Genomic DNA, 21188 nt, shown 5'->3' with positions numbered 1-21188 from the left:
ACTCCCGCGCCCCGGCATCGCGGTCCACCGGGGCGTACCCGGTGGGGTGGGGGCGAACCACCGCGTTCGCGGCGGGATGCCAGGTGGGGGATTCCAGGCGGGGTTTCCCGGCAGGCTGATCGGGCACCCGTGATCACATGCGAGGTACGCGCACGCGAGTGCTGGACGAGACCGCCCGACTGCTCGTCCACGGCTACAGCTGGCTGCCCGCGCTGCGGCGCGACAACGGCACCGGCGTCGCGCACACGCGGGTGATGGGCCAGCGGGCCGTGGGCCTGTCCGGGCCGGACGCGGTGCGCTTCTTCTACGACGAGGACCACGTCCAGCGGCGAACGGCCATCCCCGGACTGGTGCAGAGCACGCTGTTCGGCCACCACGCCGTGCACACCCTCGACGGGGCGGCCCACCGCAAGCGCAAGGGGCTGTTCCTCCAGGCGATGACCCGGCCCGACGTGGCCGACCTGGTGGACCACACCGCCGCGGCCTGGGACGACGCGGTCACCGCGTGGCGGCCGGGACAGCGCGTGGTGCTGTTCGACCAGGCGGCCCGCGTGCTGACCAGGGGCGTGTGCCGGTGGGCCGGGGTGCCGCTGGCCGACGCCGACACCGCCCCGGTGGCGCGCGACCTCACCGCGATGGTGGACGGGTTCGCCACGCTGGGCCCCCGGCACTGGCGCGCCCGGCGTGCCCGCGCCCGCCGGGAGGCGTGGCTGGCGGACGTGCTCCGGCGGGTGCGCGAGGGCAGGCTGGAGACGCGCCCCGGTTCGGCGGTCGACGTGGTGGCCCGGCACCGCGACGCGGACGGCGAGCCGCTGGAACCGCGACTGGCGGCCGTGGAGCTGCTCAACGTGGTGCGGCCGACCGCGGCGGTGGCGTGGTTCGTGATGTTCGCCGGGCACGCGCTGCACCGGTGGCCCGAGCACCGCGAGCGGCTGCGCGGCGGCGACCGGGCCTTCGCCGAGGCGTTCGTGCACGAGCTGCGGCGCTTCTACCCGTTCGCGCCGTTCCTGGGCGGCCGGGCGGTGCGGGACCTGCACCTGCGGGGCGAGGCCATCCCGAAGGGCTCGCTGGTGCTGCTGGACGTGTTCGGGCAGAACCACGACGGCGACCTGTGGGGCGACCCGTACGCGTTCCGGCCGCAGCGGTTCCTGGACCGGCCGATCGGGGCGTTCGAGCTGATCCCGCAGGGCGGCGGCGATCCGGTCACCAACCACCGCTGCCCCGGCGAGCCCGCGACCATCGCCCTGCTCAGGACGCTGGTCGTGCGACTGGCCGACGCCGACTACGCGGTGCCGTCGCAGGACCTGACCATCTCCCTGCGCCGCATCCCCGCGATGGTGCGCAGCCGGTTCGTCATCACGCCCACCGAGGGCCGCACCGCCGAGCGGACCGACTGGTCGGAACAGGCGGTCACACCGGCCGGGTGAGGGCCAGTCCCGCGGCCAGGTCGCCGACGGCCCCCCGCTCCACCAGGTCCAGGAACACGTCCACCAGGCGCGGGTCGAACTGGGTGCCGCGACCCGCGCGCAGCTCGGCCACCGCCTGCTCCCTGCTCAGCGCGCCCCGGTAGGGGTGGTCGGCGCGCATCGCGGCCCACGCGTCGCACACCGCGAGCACGCGCGCCTCCACGCCGATCTCCTCACCCGCCAGGCCCTCCGGGTACCCCGAGCCGTCCCAGCGCTCGTGGTGCCCGCGGATGGCCGCGACCACCTCCCCCTCCTCCGGCAGCACGGCGACCAGCCGGGCGCCGCTGTCCGGGTGGGCGCGCAGCAGCTCCCACTCCCGCTCGGTCAGCGGACCGGGCCGGACCAGCAGCTCCTCCGGCAGCACGGCCAGCCCGACGTCGAGCAGCCTGCCCGCGCGCCCGGCGGTGCGCACCCGCGCGGGCGGCAGGTCGAGGTGGCCTGCCACGGTGCGGGCCCACTCGGCGATGGCCAGGCTGCGGCCGGGGCAGGCCAGGCGCAGGTCGACCAGGTCGGCGACCTGGTCCAGGTAGCCGCCCAGGGGGTCCTCGGGGGACACCGCGCCGCCCGCCACCACCCGGTCCCGCCCCGAGCCCTTGGCCAGGTACAGGGCGCGGTCGGCCGCCGAGACCAGCGCCTGCGCGCTGTCGTGCCGGGGCTCGAACACGGCGGTGCCCGCGGAGACGGTGACGGTGATCGACGTGCGGTCGTCCAGCCGGACCGGCCTGCGCGAGACGCCGTCGCGCAGCCGCTCCGCCAGTCCGCTCGGGTCCTCGGCCTGCGGACCGGTCACCACCACGGCGAACTCCTCGCCGCCGTAGCGGGCCAGCACCGCGCCGGGACCGGCGACCGCGCGCAGCCGGTCCGCCACCTCCACCAGCACGCGGTCGCCCGCCGGGTGGCCGAACCGGTCGTTGACGGACTTGAAGCGGTCCACGTCCAGGATGACCACGCCCAGCGGCACGCCCGAGCGCCGGGCCGCGGCCACGTCGTCGGCCAGTCGGGCCTCGAAGTAGCGGCGGCTGCGCAGCAGGGTCAGGCTGTCGGTGGTGGCCAGCCTGCGCTGGTCCACCGCCATGCCCGCCAGCCGCGCCGCGCCCAGCGCGAACAGCACCGCGCAGCAGGCCGCGATGACCGGCACGTCGCGCCACTCGCCCTTGGCGTGCTCCACCAGCAGCACCGCCGGGCCCACCAGCGCGCCCGCCGACGGCAGGGCCAGCCTCGGCGCGCTGAGCCGGGGCTCGGGCGCCTCGGCGGGCAGGCCGAGCCCGCTCATCGCCGGGTGCAGCGCGCACGCGCCCAGCGCGAGGTTGCCCGCCAGCCAGACCGCGTCCAGGAAGTTGCCCGCCTCGTAGGTCCCCGCCAGGCGCTGCAGCACGTAGGCGGTGTCCGCCGTGAGGATCGCCGCCAACCACCCGGTCAGCAGCACGAACGGGGCCCCGCGCGGCCCGGAGCCGAAGACCAGGCACAGCGCGACCAGCAGCAGCACCAGGTCCATCAGCGGGTAGGCCACCGAGGCCGCCTCGACCAGCGGCGAGGTGCCCAGCCTGGTCTGCGGGCCGAGCACGAACACCCACGACAGCAGGGCGGCGACCACGGTCAGCGAGGCCGCGTCGAGCAGGCCCGCCAGGTCGCGGCCCGAGCGGCGGGCCCGCACCAGCACCACCAGCCCGGCCACGACCAGCGGGTAGTGCGCCAGGTAGAGCACGTCGGCGACGAACGGGTACCGGGTCTGGCCGAACACGTAGTGCGCGGTGTAGAAGGCGGTGTCGGCCAGGGCGTACACCGCCTGGCTCAGGCCCAGCAGGACCCACGCCGCGCGCGGCCGGGGCCGGTGGCGGACCACGCCCCACCACACCGCGACGGCCGCCGACGCGCTCACCGCGCAGTAGACGAGCACCCGCGAGGGCACGCCCCCGGCGGGGACCGGCAGTGCGTAGTACAGCGCCACCGCGCAGAACCCCAGGACCAGGTAACCGGACCATAACCGGCTCCGGCCCTGGTCGCTGCGGGGCCTGCGGTTCCGGTCCGGGATTCCGCCACCACCGACCGTCGTTCCGGCGCGCAATCCCGAGCCCCTGTTCGCGTCAGTCCGATGAGACCGGGCCATGAGATCGGGAAACCGCGACTTGGTCAACAGTCCGTAGCTGATTCGTCACCCCACCGGGTTCGCGTGCGGGCGGGTGCTCGTCGCTAGGGTGGGCGGCCGGTTGTCGACGACGGGTTCGGGGGTTGCGGTGGGGCACGACGAGCAGGACCTGCTGGCACGGGTGCGCGTGGAGATCCAGGCGGAGGGAGGCGAGAACCGCCTGGTGCCGCTGGCCGCGAGCGGAGCCGCCGCGCCGCGCGCGCTGGCCGTGCTCGCCGCCGAGCAGCACCACGTCATCAGCAGCGACTGGCGGGCCTTCCTCGCGCTGGCCGCGCAGGCCACCGAACCGGCGGAGCGCGAGTTCTTCACCGCCCTGGCCGGGGGCGAGGGGCTCGCCATGGCCAAGCTCGCCGACTTCGCCGCGGCGTGCGGCCTGAGCACGGACGAGGTGGCCGCCCACCGACCGCTGCCGGGGTGCCAGGCGTACCCGTCCTACGTCGCCTGGCTGGTGCTCAACGGCGACCCGCACACCGCGCTGCTGGCGATCCTGGCGAACTTCGCGGAGTGGGGCGGTTACTGCGCGGCCATCGCCGCCGGGCTGCGCGAGCACTACGGCTTCGACGACGCCGGGTGCGCGTTCTTCGACTTCTTCGCCGAACCCGCGCCGGACCTCGACGAACTGGGGCTGCGCGCGCTGCGGGAGGTGCTGGCCTCGGGGTGGTCGCCGGAGCGCGCGTTCGGCCCCGCCCGGCTGCTGCACGGGTTCGAGCTGATGTTCTGGAACACGCTGGCCGAGTTGGCCTGAGCGGCGCTGGGTGCGGCGGAGCCGGGAGCCTCACGCCTGGGGGTGCGCAGGCTCCACCGGCTCCGCCGCGGCCGAACGAGGCTCCCCTCCTCCTCGTCCGGGCTCTCGGGCCCCGGTCACGCGGGGCCGCAGAGAAGTGTCCCACGCACTGTCCCACCTTCTCCGCAGAACAGCGGAGTCAATCCCGGTAGTTCTTGCCCCTTCGGGCAGGTGTTGTTGCCCGCAGCGCTACCAACCGACCACTCCCGCCCCTCAGACCTGGTAGGGCGGTAGTGGTCCGTAAACCGCACTCTGGGCGGCGGGTCGGTGGTGAAATGGTGCGGTGTACTCGGACGCGGAGAACGCGGCGCTCTACGACATGCTCAACGCGTGGGGCCCCAGCGACGACTTCTACCTCGATCTGGTGATGGCCGCGGAGTCGGTGCTCGACGTGGGTTGCGGCACCGGCGTCCTGCTGCACCGGGCCCGCGAGAACGGCCACCGCGGCAGGCTGGTCGGGCTCGACCCGGACCGGGCGGCACTGGACCGGGCCCGCGCGCGCGACGACGTGGACTGGGTGGTGGGCACCGCCGCGTCGGCGCGGTGGGACCGGGAGTTCGAGCTGGCCGTGATGGCCAGCCACGCGTTCCAGGTGTTCGTCACCGACGACGACCTGCGTGCTTCGCTGACCGCGATCCGCGCCGCGCTGGTCGACGGCGGCCGGTTCGCGTTCGAGACGCGCAACCCGCTGCCGCGCCCGTGGGAGCGGTGGACGCCGGACAACGCCGTGGAGCTGGTCGACCCCGGCGGACGGCACATCCGGGTGTTCCACCGGGTGGAGTCGGTGGTCGGCGATGTCGTCACGTTCAGCGAGACCGTCGCGACCCCGGCGGGCGAACCGCTGCGGGTGGACCGGACCAGCCTGCGGTTCCTCCCACCGGACGCGCTCGACTCGTTCCTCGGCGCGGCCGGGTTCGCGGTCGAGGCCCGCTACGGCGACTGGTCCCGCGGCCCGCTCACCCCGACCAGCCGCGAGATCATCACCGTCGCCCGCCGCGTCTGAGCGTCAGTCCAGGTGGCGGATCTCCGGCCACAGTGCGGCCCAGGACGCGGTGAACCCCGTGCACAACCACACCCGGCCGCCGTGCTCCTTGTTCTCGACGCCCTGGCCGTTGTAGGTCCGCGCCACCACGCGGAGCTCGCCGCAGGACCGCTCGGCCCAGCGCGGCGGCTCGGCCTTGGCCGCCGGGCGCACGATCAGCGCGGTCGTCGCGCCTTCGCGCGGGTGCCCCCAGTACCCGTAGCCCCGGTAGCCGCTGTAGACCTCCGGCAGCCCCAGGGCGGGTCCGTAGCGCTCCAGCGCGCCCGCCTCGCCGAAGTTGTCGGTCACCAGCACCGCGCGCCCCCGCTGCTCCTCGGGCAGCCCGTGGTAGACCCGCGCCACCGCCTCGGTCAGCTCGGGCCAGCCGAACTGCTCGGCGGTCAGCCCGTTGAGCTCCACCACCGGGACGACCGACAGCTTGTCCAGCGGCACCAGCGGCAGCGCCAGCGGCGCGACGAACGCCGCTGATGCCGCCAGTGACACCCCCACCGCGACGCGACGGGCCGCCGCTCCCCGTTCGAGCCAGCCGTCCACGGCCAGCGCGCCCGCCGCCAGCAGCGCGGGGTAGGCGCCGAACAGGTACAGCGGAGATCCCGCCGAAGCCAGGAACACCGCCGCCAGCAGCAGGTAAGCCGCACCGAGGAAGCGGAAGGCCGGGGTGCGCAGCAGCCGGACCAGACCGGCGATCCACAGTGGAGCGAGCATCGGGCTGACGTAGAGCAGTTGCAGCGGCAGGAAGGCCAGCCGCACGTCGTTGCCGCCGCGTTCGCTGATGAGCTTGGCCATCTCCCACTGCGGCCAGCCGTTGGCCACCTGCCACAGCAGGTTCGGCGTCCACAGCGCCAGCGCGAGCAGCGCGCCGCCGAAGAACCACCGGCTGCGCAGCACGCGCCTCGGCCCGATCACGGCCAGCCCGACCACCAGGGCCACCGCGACCACCGCGATCTGGTACTTGTTCAGCAGCCCCACGCCCAGCACACCGCCTGCGGCCAGCAACAGCCGCGCGTCACCGGTGCGGATCACGCGCACCACCAACCACGCCAACGCCGCCGACAGGCAGATGTCGACGGTCGTGGTGTGCAGCATGTGGCCGGGCACGAGCACCGGTCCGGACACCGCCGCGCTCACGGCGGCGATCAGCTGCGCTCGTGGCCTGCCGCCCATCTCCCTGGCGATCAGCGCCACGAACAGCACCGTCCCGCCCGCCGCGAGCGCGGCCGGAATCCTCAGCACGGCAAGGGAACCGGGCGCGAGCGAGTCCATCAGGTGCGCCAGGAACGGTGTCAGGGGCGGCTGGTCCGGATACCCCCACGCCAAGTGGCGACCCGCCGCCACGAAGTACAACTCGTCGCCGTGGTAGCCGTACCCGCCCGCGAGCGCCACCAGCACCACCACGACCGCCCCCGCCACCACGACCGCGCCACGCGACAGCCGTGCCACCACCGCCGAACCCACTTCCACGAGATCCCCCAAAGGTCGAACGCGAGGGTTCGAAACCTAGGCGGGCCGGGGCGGCCCCACGATGCAGCGCGCCCCCCGGATCATGGTGGGCCTACCACCCCGATCCCTCGCGGGAGACGGCGCCGAAGAACTCCCGGATGTCGGCGGCGAGGTGGTCGGGCTGGTCCATGGCGGTGAAGTGGTGCCCGCCGGGGTTGTCCTCGGCCCAGTGGACGACGCGGGTGTGCCGCTCGGCCAGCCTGCGGATGCCGGGCGGCCCGCTGTAGACGCCGGTCGGCACGCCCGGCACGCCCTGCGGCCAGGCGAAGCCGCTGCTGTCGTAGTAGGGCCACGCCGACGAGCCGAACGTGCCGGTGAACCAGTAGACGCTGGTGTTGGTCAGGATCTGGTCGCGGCTGATCACCTCCTCCAGCGGCTTGCCGGAGGCGTTGAACTCCTTGAACTTCTGCACCATCCACGCCAGCGCGCCCGCCGGGGAGTCGTGCCAGCCGTAGGCGAAGGTCTGCGGTGCGGCGCGCAGCAGGGCGTGGTGGTCCACGCCGTTGGCCCAGTCCGCGCTCATGAGAGCGGTGTAGGTCTCGCGCTCGGCCTCGGTCAGCTCGGGCAGGTCGGCCTCGGTGGGGAATCCGAGGCCGCTGATGAGGTAAACGCCGATCACGTGCTCCGGTGCGATCCTGGCGATCTCGGGCGCGACGTACGCGCCGAAGTCGCCGCCCTGCGTGCCGTACCGGGAGTAGCCCAGCCGGTCCATCAGCTCGGCCCACATCCGTGCCACGCGCGCGGTGTCCCACCCGGTTCCGCTTGGCGGGGCGGAGAACCCGAAGCCCGGCAGGGAGGGCACCACGACGTGGAAGTCCTTGGAGAGCGGGCCGATCAGGTCGGCGAACTCCACGAAGGAGTTCGGCCACCCGTGGGTCAGGATCAGCGGCACGGCGTCCGGCGCGGTCGAGCGGACGTGCAGGAAGTGCACCTCGTGGCCGTCGATCTCGGTGGTGTGCTGGGGAAAGCCGTTGAGCCGCGCTTCGTGCGCCCGCCAGTCGTAGCCGTCGCGCCAGTACTCGACCAGCTCCCGCAGGTAGTCCACCGGCACGCCGCGCCGCCACTGGTCGCCGGGCAGCGGGCGGGGCCAGCGGGTGCGGCCCAGCCGGGCGCGCAGGTCGTCCAGGTCCTCCTGCGGGATGTCGATGCGGAAAGGTCGGATGTCGGTGTTCATGGCCCGAACGCTAAACGCCATGTAGGTCGGATCATGTCCTACTTCTGCGCCATCATGGATCGCGTGACCGACACCCCGGGACGGCTGCTGCGGCTGCTGTCACTGCTGCAGACCCCGCGCGAGTGGCCCGGCAGCGAGCTGGCCGAACGGCTGGGCGTCAGCCCGCGCACCATCCGCCGCGACGTCGAGCGGCTGCGCGACCTGGGCTACCCGGTGGAGGCGAGCATGGGCGCGACGGGCGGCTACCGGCTGGTCGCGGGGACCGCCGTGCCGCCGTTGCTGCTGGAGGACGACGAGGCGGTGGCCATCGCGGTCGGCCTGCGCGCGGCGGCGGGCCAGGCGGTGGAGGGCATCGACGAGGCGTCCGTGCGGGCGCTGGCGAAGCTGGAGCAGGTGCTGCCGTCCCGGCTGCGGCGGCGGGTGGCGGTGCTGGGCGCGGCCACCGTGCCGCTGGTGACCGGTGACGCGGCCACCGTGGACCCCGCGCACCTGACCGCGCTGGCCGGGGCCATCGCCAACCGCGAGCGGCTGCGCTTCGGCTACCGGAACGGTGAGGGCGAGCCCACCAGGCGCCACGTCGAGCCGCACCGCCTGGTCGCCGCCAGTCGCCGCTGGTACCTGCTGGCCTTCGACGTGGAGCGGGACGACTGGCGGGTCTTCCGCCTCGACCGGCTGCGCGACCCCCTGCCGACCGGTGCGCGGTTCGCGCCGCGCGAACCGCCCGCCGACCCGGCCGAGTACCTCACCGGCCGGTTCCACTCCCTGCAGCCCACCTACCGCACCGTGGCGACCCTGCGCGCTCCGGCCGAGGAGGTGGTGCGGGCCTGGGGCGGGGTGGTGGGCGAGGTGCAGCCGCTGGACGAGCGGACGTGCCTGCTGCGCAGCCGCTCCGACACGCTGGAGTGGCTGGCGTTCCGGCTGACCGCGCTCGGCTGCGAGTTCGAAGTGCACGAGCCGCCGGAGCTGGCCGAGCACCTGCGCGCGTTGGCGGCGCGGGCCTCCCGCGCGGCGGAGGGGGTGTGACACGGCCGTTCCGGTACCACCACGCGGATGCGGTTTGGACTTCCCGCGCCCTGGATAAGGAGCGGTAGACCTCTTACCGGGAGCGGTGACATGCTGAGTTCCTACTGGGAGTCCATCAGGACGGGCTTCTTCGCCTTCGTGGGCGTCGGCGCGCTCGTGCTGCTCCCGCTGGTGGCGCTGCACTACTACCGGTTCGGCCGGGTGGAGCCGCGCCGGGCGCTGGTGCTGTACGGGCTGCTGGCGTACGGGCTGGTCGCGCTGGCGCTGATCTTCCTGCCGTTCCCGGCGCGGTCGCAGGTGTGCCAGGGCGAGCAGATGCTGTCCACCACGCCGTTCCAGTGGGTCACCGACGTGCGCAACAACCTGGCCGCGACCGGGCGCTCGGGGCTGCCCGCGGTGGTCACCTCCTCGGCGTTCGTGCAGCAGGCGTTCAACGTCGCGCTGTTCGTGCCGCTGGCGGTGGTGCTGCGCAAGTCCTACGGCCGGGGGCCGCTGACGGTGGTGGCGATCGGGTTCGCCCTGTCGCTGGCGGTCGAAGTGGTCCAGTACACCGGCAACTTCGGCGTCTACCCGTGCCCCTACCGCATCTCCGACGTGGATGACCTGATCTCCAACACCGGGGGCGCGCTGCTGGGTTGGGTGCTCGCGCCCGCCGCGCTGGTGGTGCCCGCCGTCCCGCCTTCGGCCGACTCGGCCGCGCCTGCGGGGACGGTGACCGTGCCGCGCCGGGTGGTCGGGCTGATGGCGGACCTGCTGGTGCTGCTGGTGATCAGCAGGCTGGTGCTGCCGGAAGAGCCGGGCTGGTTCCTCGCCGCCGCCGTGGCGCTGCGGGTGGCGCTGCCCTCGCTGACCGGCGGGCGGACAGCGGGCGGCTGGCTGCTGCGCTACCAGGTCCGCCGAGCGGACGGGGCGTGGGCCAACCCGGCGCGGATCGCGGTGCGGGAGCTGTTCGGCGTCACCGGTTTCCTGGCCTACGCCGTGCTGGTCTCCCCCGCCCTGGGCACGTGGGGCGACCTGGCCGTGGTGGCGCTGGTGCTGCTCGGCGCGTTCGCCGTGCCGGTGTTCCGCCGCGACCAGCGCGGCTGGCACGAGCGGATCTCCGGGACGCGCGCGGTGTCCACCGCGATCGCCGAGCCCGGTCCGGGTGGACCGGCCCAGGGCGGTGAGCCGCTCCAGCGCCGGTCCACCGCCCGTGAGCCGCAGCCCGACCGCCGGTGACCAGCTCACCTCGGCACAGCAGCTGCGGGTGGCCTCCCCGTGAGCTCGTCCTGCCACACCACCGCGCCGAAGCCTGCCGGGTCGAGGACCGCCTCGGCGTGGGCGGAATCGGCCGTGTCGCGGGTGACCGCACCCCGCTCGACCGTGGACACCATGAGCCGCAGAGGCATCCGCGCTCCCAGTTGGAGGTCGTCGGGGACGTGCACCCGCCAGCGCAGGTCCAGGGGCTTGCCGGGGACGACCACCCGGTCACCCGAGCGGCCCACCGGTTCGGCGGTCCACCCCCTGGGCAGCAGCAGCTCCGGGCGCACGGTGAGCGGCGCGGTGGTGCGGACCGAGGCGGTGACCTCGGCGCTGCGCCCCGGTCGCACGGCCACCACGTCCGCCCCGAGCCGCGCGGTCACCCGGCTGTCCCCGGTGCGCCACGACTGCAGGGCGGTGATGCCTACCGCGCCGCCATCCGCGCGGGACGGCAGGACGCGCAGGCCGTCGGTCAGCACCGGGGGGCTGACCAGGACCCTGTTCAAGCGCCCCTTCTCGGGCGTGCGAGGTGATCTGGCCTGGCCCGGCAGATCGGCCCACGTGCCGTCCGGCTCGCGGTACTGCACGGCGTAGGCGTCAGGCGTGCGGACTCCCCCGCCGTCGTCGTAGAAGGAGATCCGCACGTCCGAGACGCGCGTCGGCGCCCCGAGGTCGACCGCCAGCCAGTCCTGCCGGTTGGGGCTGCCGTAGCTGGTCCAGCGGGTCGACGGGACGTCGAGGTGGAAGTCCTGGCCGTCGATGGCGTCGGCGGCCCGGTCGGCGTGCCAGGTGTGGGACGCCGACGCCGTCGGGTAGCCGGTCTCGGCGGGGTTGACCAGGTCGTCCGCTGACGGCTCGGCGTCGCGCCGGTCGACCGGGGCGACGCTCACCTCGGCCGGGCGCAGGTCCGCCTGCCGGTGCACCGGTCGGCCGTCGAGCCAGACGCGCAACCCGGCGCCCCGCCCGTAGGCGGAGCCGTCGCGGTCCCACACCACGGTGAGGTTGCGCCCGTGGTACGGGACGTTCTCGGCGGCGAAGTGGTCCCAGTCCGGCGGGACCAGCGGCGCGATCCGGACGCGGTCGCCGCGCTGCGGGCGGATGCCCAGCAGGCCGGAGAGCACCAGGTCGTTGAACGTCGAGTGGTTGTAGTCCTCGCTGTGCCCGCGTGAGTCGTAGAGCCAGCGGTCCTCGTCGGGGTGGTGCGCCTCGGCCACGTACGGCTGCCCGTCCTTGCGCTGGGTCAGCGCGTACCCGCGCAGCAGCCGGTAGTAGTCGTGCGCGCCGACGTGGGGCTGGTCCGGGTAGTCGATCAGCAGGTTCGCCATCGCGGTCAGCGTCTGGCTGGTGGCGTACGGCCAACTCGGGCCGGACCACCGGCAGCAGCCCTTGAGCGCGTCGTGCATGAACCACGGGCTGCGTCGCTCCACTGTGGACGGCCCGAAGGGCGCGGCGAAACCCTGCGGGTCGGTCAGCTGCGCCCACGCGGCCGAAGCACTCGGCGGAGCCATGTGGAAGTACCACGGCACGTAGCCGATCTGCTCGCGGTCGGCGAGCTTGGCGCGGTCGGGATTGCCCTCGCGCATGACGTGCTTGTAGAACTGATCTTCCGCGTCCCACAGGTATTTGTCCATATTGGACCGCAAGGCGTGGGCTTCCTGTTCGTACCGCTTGGCTTCGCGGTGGTCGCCGCGCATCCGCAGCAGGGTCGCGATGGCCATGGCGTCGCCGTACTGGTAGGCGTTGAGAGTCGGCCGGAACCCGTCGCCACCGTGGTAGGGGTCGTCGCTCTGATAGGAGCCTGCCGTGTACTCCATCGCGTCCCACACCGGCACCTGCCAGTACAGGCCCAGTTCGCGGTCGAACTGCGGCGCCCACGCGGCCCACTGGCGTCGCAGCTCGGGCAGCCGGTCCAGCGCGAAGTCCCAGCGGCCGTCCACGGAAGCCCGCGCCACCACGGCATCGGCCGCCCAGAAGGAGTACTGGTGGGCCCAGTCGGTGGTGTTCTCGTTGAGGAAGTCGGTAGCGGGCTTGGGGCCCGATCCGCTGCCGCGCAACCAGTAGTCGAGGTAGTCGTCCAGGTAGCGGCTGTCGCGCAGCCAGCGCCCCTCGTACACGTGGTGTCCGGCCGCGGCCACGATCCCGCCGCCGGGGGCCGAGTAGCCCACCGGCCCCAGGAACTCCGAGACGATCCAGCCGTCACCGGTGCGCTTGAGGGCTTCTTTGTAGGTGCGCCAGCGGTAGTAGTACGTGTCCTCGATCTCCCGGTCGGGCAGGTCGACGAACGGGATGTTGGCCTCGTACCACTCCGGCTCCACGAAACCCGCCAGCTTCGCCGGGTGGTCCAGCAGGCGGGTGCCCGCGCCCACCTCCGGGTACGGCGGCGAGGGCCGCGCGGGTCCGGCGGACGCGGGCGGCACGACCAGGCAGGTCGCGAGCAGGAGAGGGGTGAGCAGGGAGGTGGCGCGGCGAGCGGACGACATGGAGGGCTCCCATCCTCGTCGGACCCGAGACCCGCGCCGACGGGCGTCATCGCGCGTCACCGCTGTTTATAACGTTTTCTTCTAACGTTGTATATAGACCCGCGGCAGGGGGTCTTGACAGGTGGCCGCACCGACGAACAACCTATGGAAGCGCTCTCACGGGTGGTCCCGGAGGTCGTCGACATCCCGGCCACCCCGGCGCGACCTGGCGCCGCGTCCCCCTGCCGGGAACGGCCGACCAGCCCTGCCCAGCGGAACCGAGGAGTCCTTCCTTGCGCACCAGAAAGAAGTGGTCGGGTGTGCTCACCGCACTGGCGGTGGGCGCCTCCCTGACGGGCCTCGCGCAGCCCGCGCAGGCCATTGGTCCGGACCTCCTGCCGATCACCGTGACCAACAACAGCGGCCGTTCCGAGGCCGTGCACCTCTACGTCCTGGGCACCGACATCCGCCCCGGCGGCAAGCTCGGGTACGTCAACCAGTCCGGCACCTTCACCGCGTGGCCGTCAGGCGCCAACCCGCCGGTGCCCGCGCCGGACGTGTCCATCGCAGGACCGGCCAACGGCGGCAGCGTCACCCTGCGCGTGCCCCGCTACATCTCCGGTCGGGTCTACATGTCCTTCGGGGAGAAGCTGAAGTTCTTCCTGACCCCGGACGGCCTGGTCCAGCCCGCCCCCTGGTCGCCGAGCGACCCGAACCGCAACATCCTGTTCGACTGGAGCGAGTTCACCTACAACGACGCGGGCCTGTGGCTCAACAGCTCGCAGGTCGACCAGTTCGCCGTGCCGCACGCGGTCAGCGTCACCGGCGCCAACGGCGTGACCAAGAAGACCGGCGAGCTGGTGAACAACGGCCGCGAGAACATCATCAACGGCCTGCGCAACCAGCCCGGCTGGGGCAACGCGGTGCAGACCCGGTCCGACGGCACCGTGGTGCGCGTCCTCGCGCCGGGCAAGGCCGCCGACGCGGGCCTGTTCGACCGGAACTACCTGGACCCGTACATCACGCAGGCGTGGAACGCCTACACGAGCAAGACGCTGACCGTGGTGCCCTTCGCCGACCAGCCGGGCACCAAGTTCTTCGGCCGCACCTCCGGTGACGTCATGAACTTCACCAACACCGCCGGTCAGCACGTGGCGTCGTTCCGCAAGCCCAGCACCGCCAACGTGTGGGGCTGCGACGGCGCGCTGGCCGCGCCCAACGACCAGGTGGTGGGCCCCATCGCCCGCACGCTGTGCGCGGCGCTGCACCGCTCGACGCTGGGCACCATCGACACCCAGCCCGGTGGCGGGCCCGCCGACTTCTACAAGGGCTCGCTGACCAACCACTACTCGCGGATCATCCACCAGAACATGGTCGACGGGAAGGCCTACGGCTTCGCCTTCGACGACGTGCAGGCGCAGGAGTCCCTGGTGCACGACGGCGACCCTCGTTCGGCGGGCATCACCCTGACGCCGTTCGGCGCGGGCGGGCCGGGCACGCCCCAGCCCACCGGCAGCATCATCAGCAACTGGAACAACAAGTGCGTCGACGTGCCGAACTGGAACTTCGCCGACGGTCAGCGGCTGGTCATGTGGGACTGCACCGGCGGCACGAACCAGGCGTGGGAGTTCGTCGGCGACACGGTGCGCACGCGCAACAACATGTGCATGGACGTGGCGTGGGGCTCGCGGGACAACGGCGCCGCCGTCCAGATCGCCACGTGCAGCGGCAACCCGGCGCAGCAGTGGGTGCTCAGCGCTGCGGGCGACCTGGTGAACCCGCAGGCCAACAAGTGCCTCGACATCGCGGAGTGGAACCCGAACAACGACGCCGTGCTGCACATCTGGGAGTGCGGCGGCACCGCCAACCAGAAGTGGCGGCGCGGCTGAACCATCGCTGAACGACCGGAGCGCCGGGGGACCACTCCCCCGGCGCTCCGGCGTTCTCCCCCTCAGTGGTTCTTGTTGAACTCCTTGAGGTCCTTCAGGTACTCCTCGGACGTGGGGTCGCGCTTGAGCTCGCCCTTCTCGTCCCGGTCGAAGTTGCCGTCGCGGTTCTCGTCCGACAGACCGCCCTGGTTCTTGGCGTACTCGTCGGAGGCGAGCTCCTTCCACAGCTCGTGCGCGAGGTGCAGGAGGCTGCCGCTGGCGACGACCTTGCCACTGGAGGTGGTGAAGCCGCCGCCGGGCGCGGCCAACTCCTCCACGTTCTTGATCCAGCGGGTGATCTCCGCGGCCTCCTGCGGGGTCTTGCCGTGCTTGGTGATCAGCGTCTGCTCCAGCTTGTCCTTGCTAAACTTCTGGAACTGCTGAAGCCCCTGCGGGTGGCCTTCCTTGATCTTGTTGGCGATGTCGTTGATCCTCTGCCACGCCGACGTGCCCGGCTTGGGGCCACCGGGGTTGGGCGTGGGGTGCGGCGTGGTGCCACCGGGAGCCGGGGTCGGCGTGGTGTTGCCACCGGGAGCCGGAGTCGGCGTCGGCGGCCTGACCGGGGGCGGCGGGGTCACCGGGTTGCCGCTGGTGGACGTCGTGCCACCGGGAGGCGGCGTGGGCGTCGGGTCCGGCGGCTTCACCACAGGCGGCGGAGCAACCGGGTTGCCGCTGGTCGACGTCGTGCCACCCGGAGGCGGCGTCGGCGCCGGGTCCGGCGGCTTCACCACAGGCGGCGGAGCAACCGGAGCACCACTGGTCGACGTCGCACCACCCGGAGGCGGCGTCGGCGCCGGGTCCGGCGGCTTCACCACAGGCGGCGGAGCAACCGGAGCACCACTGGTCGACGTCGCACCACCCGGAGGCGGCGTCGGCGCCGGGTCCGGCGGCTTCACCACAGGCGGCGGAGCAACCGGAGCACCACTGGTCGACGTCGCACCACCCGGAGGCGGCGTCGGCGTCGGGTCCGGCGGCTTCACCACAGGCGGCGGAGCAACCGGGTTGCCGCTGGTCGACGTCGCACCACCCGGAGGCGGCGTCGGCGTCGGGTCCGGCGGCTTCACCACAGGCGGCGGAGCAACCGGGTTGCCGCTGGTCGACGTCGCACCACCCGGAGGCGGCGTCGGCGTCGGGTCCGGCGGCTTCACCACAGGCGGCGGGGTCACCGACGAGTTGACCGGCGGAGGGGTCGGGGCACCGCCGGAGCTGCCGCTGCGGTTCAGCCTCCCCGCGCCGTCGACGACCTCGTCCAACTGCCTGCTGATCTGCTGGGTGGCGTTCTTGTTGGCGGTCAGCAACGACTTCAGGTTGGCGATGTGCCGCATGATGCGGCCCAGTGCCTCCATGGCCGTGGCGACGGCCACGCCGACGAACGCGACGATCGACGCGCCGAAGGTGAACGGCGCCAGTCCCGCGGCGGTGATCGCGCCGCCGATCAGGTTGCCCACGACCATCGCGATGATGTCGCGGACCAGCGACCGGAACGCCGTGACGCAGGCGCCCATGGTGGCCATGATCTCCGCGGCGCCGTGCACGCCCAGTGCGATCGCCTGGATCTCGTCGGCGACCTTGATCATGCTGTCCTTGAACCGCTGCGCGGTCTCCCCGGTCCAGGGGTCGAGCTTCTTGAGCGCCTCGACGTGGGTGGTCGCGATCGCCTGGTACTTCTCGGCGTCCTTCTTGATCTTGTCGGTCTCCAGGCGCACCGCGATGTTGTCGCCCATCAGCAGGTCGAGCGGCTCGCGGAGGAAGAAGATGTGGTCGATGAGCCAGCCCACGCCCGCGCCGATCACGGCGCCCAGCGGGTTGAGCGCCGCGCCTACGACGTCGAAGCCCAGTCCGACGCCGTAGGCGGCGATCGCGGCGGTGTTGTTCTCCCTGATCGACTTCACCAGGCCCGCCACGGTGTCCACCATGCCCGCGCCGGAGAAGCCGTCCCAGAACTCGGTGTCCTTGCCGAACCCCGGTGTCAGGTCGAGGCCCTGCACGTTCTCAGCCATGCTATCCCTTGAAGGTGTCGGAGATGCCGGACTCGGTCTCGCGGTAGGTCTTGGCGGTCTCCTTGGTGTTGTCCCGCGCCGAGGTGATCGCGTCCCGGTACTGGCCGATGACGTCCTTGGCCTTGTCGACCTTGATCCGCGCGGCGATGCTGAAGAACTGGCCCACGATGCCGAAGACCAGCGGGTCGAAGTGGACGCCGTTGAGCACTGTCACCGACTCGTCCAACTGCGCCACCAGCGCGTCGAGGTTGTCCGAGAACGTGTCGAGGTCATCGGGGTTGACCTGGAACCCTGCTGCCACCGGAGCCCTCCCTGTTCCGCAGCCGGGTCACCACGGCTGGTTGTCGTCGTCTTCGTCGTCGCGCCGGGGCGCCGCGGGCCGCGCCTGCGGTGGGTACTGCGGCTGGGCGTACTGCCGGGCAGGCGCGTACTGCTGGGGCGGGGGCGCGTACTGCGCTTGGGCCTGCGGGGCCGGGTACCGCTCCCGGTCTGCCTCGTCCGCCTCGTCGTCGTCCTCGACGGGGTAATCGTCCTCGTCGTCCATCGGCGGCAGGAAGCTGGTCACCAGGTTCATCGACTCGGTGCCCGCCCCCAGCGGCGCGAACGCCTCCAGCATCATCCCGGACGCCTGGCGCTGCCCCTTGCGCAGCGCTTCCATGATCGACGCGGTCAGCCGGTCCGGGCTCATCCCCGCCGCGCGCTGCTCCACCGCGATGTTCTGCACCGCCCCGGTGGGCGCGACGGTCACGGTCACCGCGCCGTCCTTCGAGGTCACCGTGGCCGTGGAGGCGGCGAGGTTCTGCGCCAGGTCCGCGCTCTTCCGCTTGAGGTCGGCGACCCGCAGTTCCATGTCCTTCATCCACTGGTCGGGGTCGACGCCCCGCATCCGATTCGCGTCGATCGGGCCCAAGGGGTCCATGCTGTCCCTTCGCTTCTCAAGACCTGCAACTGCGGCCGTCACACCACCCGTGCGCTGTGGAGCGCGCACGAGAGCAGCCAGGAGTTCACCTGGTCGATCCGCGGTGGTGTGGTCCGGGCCTTCGCCGACGAAGGCCCCGCCCGTGCGGGCGGTTCGGCAGAGTATGCGCGATATCGGCGGCTCGGCAGGGCCTATTGCGCATACAAGCGCCGTGACCTGCGTGTCAGCGCGAGAAGTTGCCCGTTCGGGCAACACGCTCCTGCGGATGGTGGAGGCGGGACGCGCTCGGCCCGCAGTTCACCGTGGACCGTCGTGGTCGCGGTCCACACCGGACCACTGCCGTTCGTCATCCCGGTGCGACGAAAGTTCTTCGACGGGTGCGCGAAGCACATCGACGGCGGCACCGGTCCGCCGGAGCGGCGTCGTCCTCGCCTTCCGCACGAGGACGACGCCCGTCCGTTCTCAGACGACCAGGACGCGGCGTCCGCGCGTGTGGCCTGCCTGGCTGTCGATGTGGGCGGCGGCGGCGTCGGCGAGCGGGTAGGACTTCTCGATCGGGATGTGGAGCCCGCCCCGCGAGATGAGGCGGACGGTTTCGGCGAGCGCTTCCGACATGCTCCCGGCCGTGTTGGAGAACCGGGCGCCGGACTCGGGCGCGCTCGGGTCGGCGATGGAGATCACCTTCCCCGCGTCCCCGGTCAGCTCGACGAGTTCGCGGATCACCCCCGAGCCCGCCAGGTCCAGCGCCGCGTCGACCCGGCCGAGCTGCCGCACCCGGTCCACCCAGCCCTCGCCGTAGGTCGTGGCGAGGGCGCCCAGGCCGCGCAGGTAGTCCTGGTTCGCGGCGCTCGCCGTGCCGATCACCGCGATGCCGCGGTCGCGGGCGACCTGCAGCACGGCCGACCCGACTCCCCCGGCGGCACCGCTGACCAGCAGCGTCTGCCCGGCTTCCACACCGACCTCGCGGATGACGCGCAGCGCGGTCTCCATCACGGAGGGGTATCCGGCCGCCTCCTGGAACGTCAGGCCCTCGGGGACGCGGGCCCAGGCCGACAGCACGGCGAACTCGGCGTAGGTGTGCACCCCTCCGCCGAACACGTGGTCGCCGACCGCGACCCCCTCGACGCCCTCGCCGACCTCGTCCACCACCCCGGCGGCGTCCTGGCCGACCCCGCTGGGCAGCTCGATCGGGTGGAACCGCTGCATCTGGCCTTCGCGAATCCGCCAGTCCACGGGATTCACCCCCGCCGCCCGCACCGCGATGCGCACCTGGCCAGGACCCGCGTGGGGCTCCTCGACATCCACCAGCCGCAGGACTTCCGGACCGCCGTACTCGGCGAAGCTCACCTTTTTCACGCCGCCGACCGTAGCACTAACGGTTAGCATTTAGGAACGGGTCTGGTTTTGCACCTGGTAGGGTCAGCGCATGACCGAGCCGTCCGGACGCCGTGAGCGCAAGAAGGCCGCGACCCGTCAGAAGATCGCCGACACCGCGCTGCGGCTCTTCCTGGAGCGCGGGTACGACGCGGTGGGCATTCGCGACGTGGCCGCCGAGGCCGACGTGGCCGTCACCACGCTGTTCTCCCACTTCGCCTCGAAGGAGGCGCTGGTGTTCGACCAGGACGAGAACTTCGAGCGGCGCCTCACGCGGGCGGTCACCGACCGCCCGCCGCACGAGCCGCTGATCCCCGCCCTGCGCCGCGAGATCCTGGCCCTGCTGCGGCACTGCGCCTCGGAGGCCGCCGCCCCGATCTGGCGCATGATCGACGGATCACCCGCCCTGCGGGAGTACGAGAAGTCGATGATGACCCGCCACGCGGAGTCGCTGGCGGCGGCCATCGCCGCGGACCTCGGTTTGCCGAGGCCCACGACCGCCTGCCGGACGATCGCGCGGTTCACGGTCGACGCCTACTCCCTGGCCCGTGAGGCGGCCGACCCGGAGACCGCGCTGGACGAGATCTTCCGGATGGTCGAGGCGGCCTGGGAAGTCGCGCGCCCGGACACCGCGAGCCGCGCGTTCGCACACCACGGATCGGGCGCTCAGGACGTCGGGTAGTGGTTACCGGCCCTGACGGGCGCGTCGGGTAGTACTTGCCGACGGGGTCAGCGTTGTTCGCGGGAGCAGGCGATACGCACGTACGCGATGTCCGACCTGCCCGCACGCGCGTCGGCCACGTCGGTTTCCTCCACGCCCCACCGGGTCAGGTTCGCTTCCGGCAACCGGTCGGGCAGGAACCGCAGGACGTCCGTCGTGCACCGGTTGCCGAGGTTGCTGTTGGCGACGCCTTCGAGCAGGCCCTGCCACTCGTCCGGGACGGTGGCCCCCTCGCGCGGCTCGCTCCCGTCGGACAGGCGCGCCCGCGGACCGCTCCCGGACCTCGGACCGACGTAGACGCCGTACGACACGAGGTCGGCGGACAGGGTCTGGTGCACCACCGCGACCCGCCGGAACCCGGTCAACGCCACCCCTTCGAGCAGCTCGGCGGGATCGACCGGGGCTTCTTCCTCCGCCACCGCGACGACCAGCGACCACGCCGCCACCGCGGCGACGAGGAACAAGCCTCCCGCGATGAGCGACTTCCCGCGACCCCCCACGGACACCCCTCCAGCCGCACAGCGCTCGCGCCGCAGCGTAGTGGGTGGGGTGAAGGGCGGGCCCCTCACCCCCAGCCCGTCGGTCAGTACCGCAGCTTGGTCAGGTAGTCGTAGCCGACCTGGGCGGTGACCAGCGCGTCCTTCGGCTCGTCGTTCTCCACGATGTACTCGGCCACGTCGGTGGCGCGGAAGATCCGGGCGAAGTCGATGTTCCCCTTGCCCAGGTCGGCGAACGACCCGTCCGGGGCGCGGTCCTTGACGTGGAACTGCCGCACCCTCGGGAAGTCGCGCCGCCACACCTCCACCGGGTCCACCCCGCCGACCACCGCCCAGTACAGGTCCACCTCCAGGTGGACGTTGCGCCGCGTGGTGGTCGAGGTGATCACGTCGAAGGGCCGCCGCCCCTCCACGGGGGCGAACTCGTGCGCGTGGTTGTGGTAGCCCAGGCTCAGCCCGGCGCGGCGCAGCTTCCTGCCCGCCTCCTCCAGGCGCTCGGCGAACGCCCGCCACTCGGCCAGCGTGGCGTAGTTGACGTAGGGCACCACCACGTACTGGTTGCCCAGCGTCCGCGCGTCGGCGATGACCTGGTCCAGGTCGCCGTCGATGCCGACGTGCGCGGACGAGGCGCGCAACCGGTGGCGGCGCAGCAGCTTGGCGAACTCGGCCGCGCTGCGCCCGTAGGTGCCCGCCAGCTCGACCCGGCGGTAGCCGATGTCGGCCAGCGCGGACAGCACGGGCTCGGGGTCGTCCCCGATGATGCCGCGCAGCGTGTAGAGCTGGATGCTGATCGCTTCCCTTGGCACGCGGCGGCCACGGCCGTGCGAACCGGCGGAGGCGGTGCCCGGCAGGGCGGCGCCCGCGGCGGCCGCGGCGAGCGCCCCGCTGAGCAGGGTCCGGCGGGAGGAAGGCATCG

General features: G+C 72.7%; 17 protein-coding genes. 7 read left to right on the top strand and 10 right to left on the bottom strand.

Translation table 11 applies throughout. The features are described from left to right. The first annotated feature begins 158 nt into the window (after positions 1–158). Positions 159–1427, top strand: coding sequence for a cytochrome P450 (locus JOF41_RS06480; protein ID WP_307867265.1), 1269 nt, complete (start codon positions 159–161; stop codon positions 1425–1427). Here JOF41_RS06480 and JOF41_RS06475 read toward each other — a convergent pair. Continuing rightward, complete coding sequence (locus JOF41_RS06475) at positions 1411–3414, bottom strand: diguanylate cyclase (protein ID WP_307867264.1); 2004 nt, start codon at positions 3412–3414, stop codon at positions 1411–1413. The genes JOF41_RS06480 and JOF41_RS06475 overlap by 17 nt on opposite strands. A 286-nt stretch (positions 3415–3700) precedes the next feature. Between JOF41_RS06475 and JOF41_RS06470 the strand changes: the two genes are divergently transcribed. Further along, complete coding sequence (locus JOF41_RS06470) at positions 3701–4357, top strand: thiaminase II/PqqC family protein (protein ID WP_209616999.1); 657 nt, start codon at positions 3701–3703, stop codon at positions 4355–4357. A gap of 322 nt (positions 4358–4679) precedes the next feature. Beyond that, the gene (locus tag JOF41_RS06465; protein ID WP_307867263.1) at positions 4680–5399 is read left to right on the top strand and encodes a class I SAM-dependent methyltransferase; all 720 of its coding nucleotides are present in this window, start codon (positions 4680–4682) and stop codon (positions 5397–5399) included. 3 nt (positions 5400–5402) lie between these two features. Here the strand turns inward: JOF41_RS06465 and JOF41_RS06460 are convergent, their stop codons facing one another. Both JOF41_RS06460 and JOF41_RS06455 read right to left on the bottom strand, forming a co-directional pair. Next, positions 5403–6899, bottom strand: a complete 1497-nt coding sequence (locus JOF41_RS06460; protein ID WP_209616996.1) for a glycosyltransferase family 39 protein — start codon at positions 6897–6899, stop codon at positions 5403–5405. A gap of 91 nt (positions 6900–6990) precedes the next feature. Then, a complete protein-coding gene (locus tag JOF41_RS06455; RefSeq protein WP_209616993.1) occupies positions 6991–8112 on the bottom strand; it encodes an epoxide hydrolase family protein in 1122 nt (373 codons plus the stop codon). 63 nt (positions 8113–8175) lie between these two features. Between JOF41_RS06455 and JOF41_RS06450 the strand changes: the two genes are divergently transcribed. After that, complete coding sequence (locus JOF41_RS06450; RefSeq protein WP_209616990.1) at positions 8176–9135, top strand: helix-turn-helix transcriptional regulator; 960 nt, start codon at positions 8176–8178, stop codon at positions 9133–9135. Between the two features lie 90 nt (positions 9136–9225). Next, complete coding sequence (locus JOF41_RS06445) at positions 9226–10353, top strand: VanZ family protein (protein WP_209616988.1); 1128 nt, start codon at positions 9226–9228, stop codon at positions 10351–10353. Between the two features lie 5 nt (positions 10354–10358). Here JOF41_RS06445 and JOF41_RS06440 read toward each other — a convergent pair whose 3' ends face one another. Beyond that, positions 10359–12854 (bottom strand): MGH1-like glycoside hydrolase domain-containing protein, encoded by a 2496-nt coding sequence (locus tag JOF41_RS06440; protein WP_209616985.1) that lies wholly within the window; start codon positions 12852–12854, stop codon positions 10359–10361. Positions 12855–13126: 272 nt separating this feature from the next. Between JOF41_RS06440 and JOF41_RS06435 the strand changes: the two genes are divergently transcribed. Next, entirely contained in the window at positions 13127–14722 is a 1596-nt protein-coding gene (locus JOF41_RS06435; RefSeq protein ID WP_209616982.1) for a glycoside hydrolase family 64 protein, read from the top strand. Between the two features lie 62 nt (positions 14723–14784). Here JOF41_RS06435 and JOF41_RS37645 read toward each other — a convergent pair whose 3' ends face one another. From JOF41_RS37645 to JOF41_RS06415, 4 genes are all read right to left on the bottom strand, one after another. Further along, the gene (locus tag JOF41_RS37645) at positions 14785–16761 is read right to left on the bottom strand and encodes a hypothetical protein (RefSeq protein ID WP_209616979.1); all 1977 of its coding nucleotides are present in this window, start codon (positions 16759–16761) and stop codon (positions 14785–14787) included. Position 16762: 1 nt separating this feature from the next. Beyond that, positions 16763–17062, bottom strand: coding sequence for a WXG100 family type VII secretion target (locus JOF41_RS06425; RefSeq protein WP_189225511.1), 300 nt, complete (start codon positions 17060–17062; stop codon positions 16763–16765). Between the two features lie 27 nt (positions 17063–17089). Further along, the gene (locus tag JOF41_RS06420) at positions 17090–17680 is read right to left on the bottom strand and encodes a YbaB/EbfC family nucleoid-associated protein (RefSeq protein WP_189225510.1); all 591 of its coding nucleotides are present in this window, start codon (positions 17678–17680) and stop codon (positions 17090–17092) included. Between the two features lie 462 nt (positions 17681–18142). Further along, the gene (locus JOF41_RS06415; protein ID WP_209616976.1) at positions 18143–19036 is read right to left on the bottom strand and encodes an NADP-dependent oxidoreductase; all 894 of its coding nucleotides are present in this window, start codon (positions 19034–19036) and stop codon (positions 18143–18145) included. Between the two features lie 70 nt (positions 19037–19106). On the opposite strand from JOF41_RS06415, the gene JOF41_RS06410 reads away from it, so the two are divergent. After that, a complete protein-coding gene (locus tag JOF41_RS06410; protein WP_189225508.1) occupies positions 19107–19736 on the top strand; it encodes a TetR/AcrR family transcriptional regulator in 630 nt (209 codons plus the stop codon). Positions 19737–19783: 47 nt separating this feature from the next. Here the strand turns inward: JOF41_RS06410 and JOF41_RS06405 are convergent, their stop codons facing one another. Continuing rightward, positions 19784–20275 (bottom strand): hypothetical protein, encoded by a 492-nt coding sequence (locus JOF41_RS06405; RefSeq protein WP_209616973.1) that lies wholly within the window; start codon positions 20273–20275, stop codon positions 19784–19786. Positions 20276–20358: 83 nt separating this feature from the next. After that, positions 20359–21186, bottom strand: coding sequence for a sugar phosphate isomerase/epimerase family protein (locus tag JOF41_RS06400; protein ID WP_209616970.1), 828 nt, complete (start codon positions 21184–21186; stop codon positions 20359–20361). Positions 21187–21188: the final 2 nt, after the last annotated feature.

It is taken from the genome of Saccharothrix coeruleofusca (assembly GCF_017876325.1).
Classification (GTDB): Bacteria; Actinomycetota; Actinomycetes; order Mycobacteriales; family Pseudonocardiaceae; genus Actinosynnema; species Actinosynnema coeruleofuscum.
Note: the sequence above shows the minus strand (reverse complement) of the source record. Positions and strands in the feature narration are given on the sequence as shown.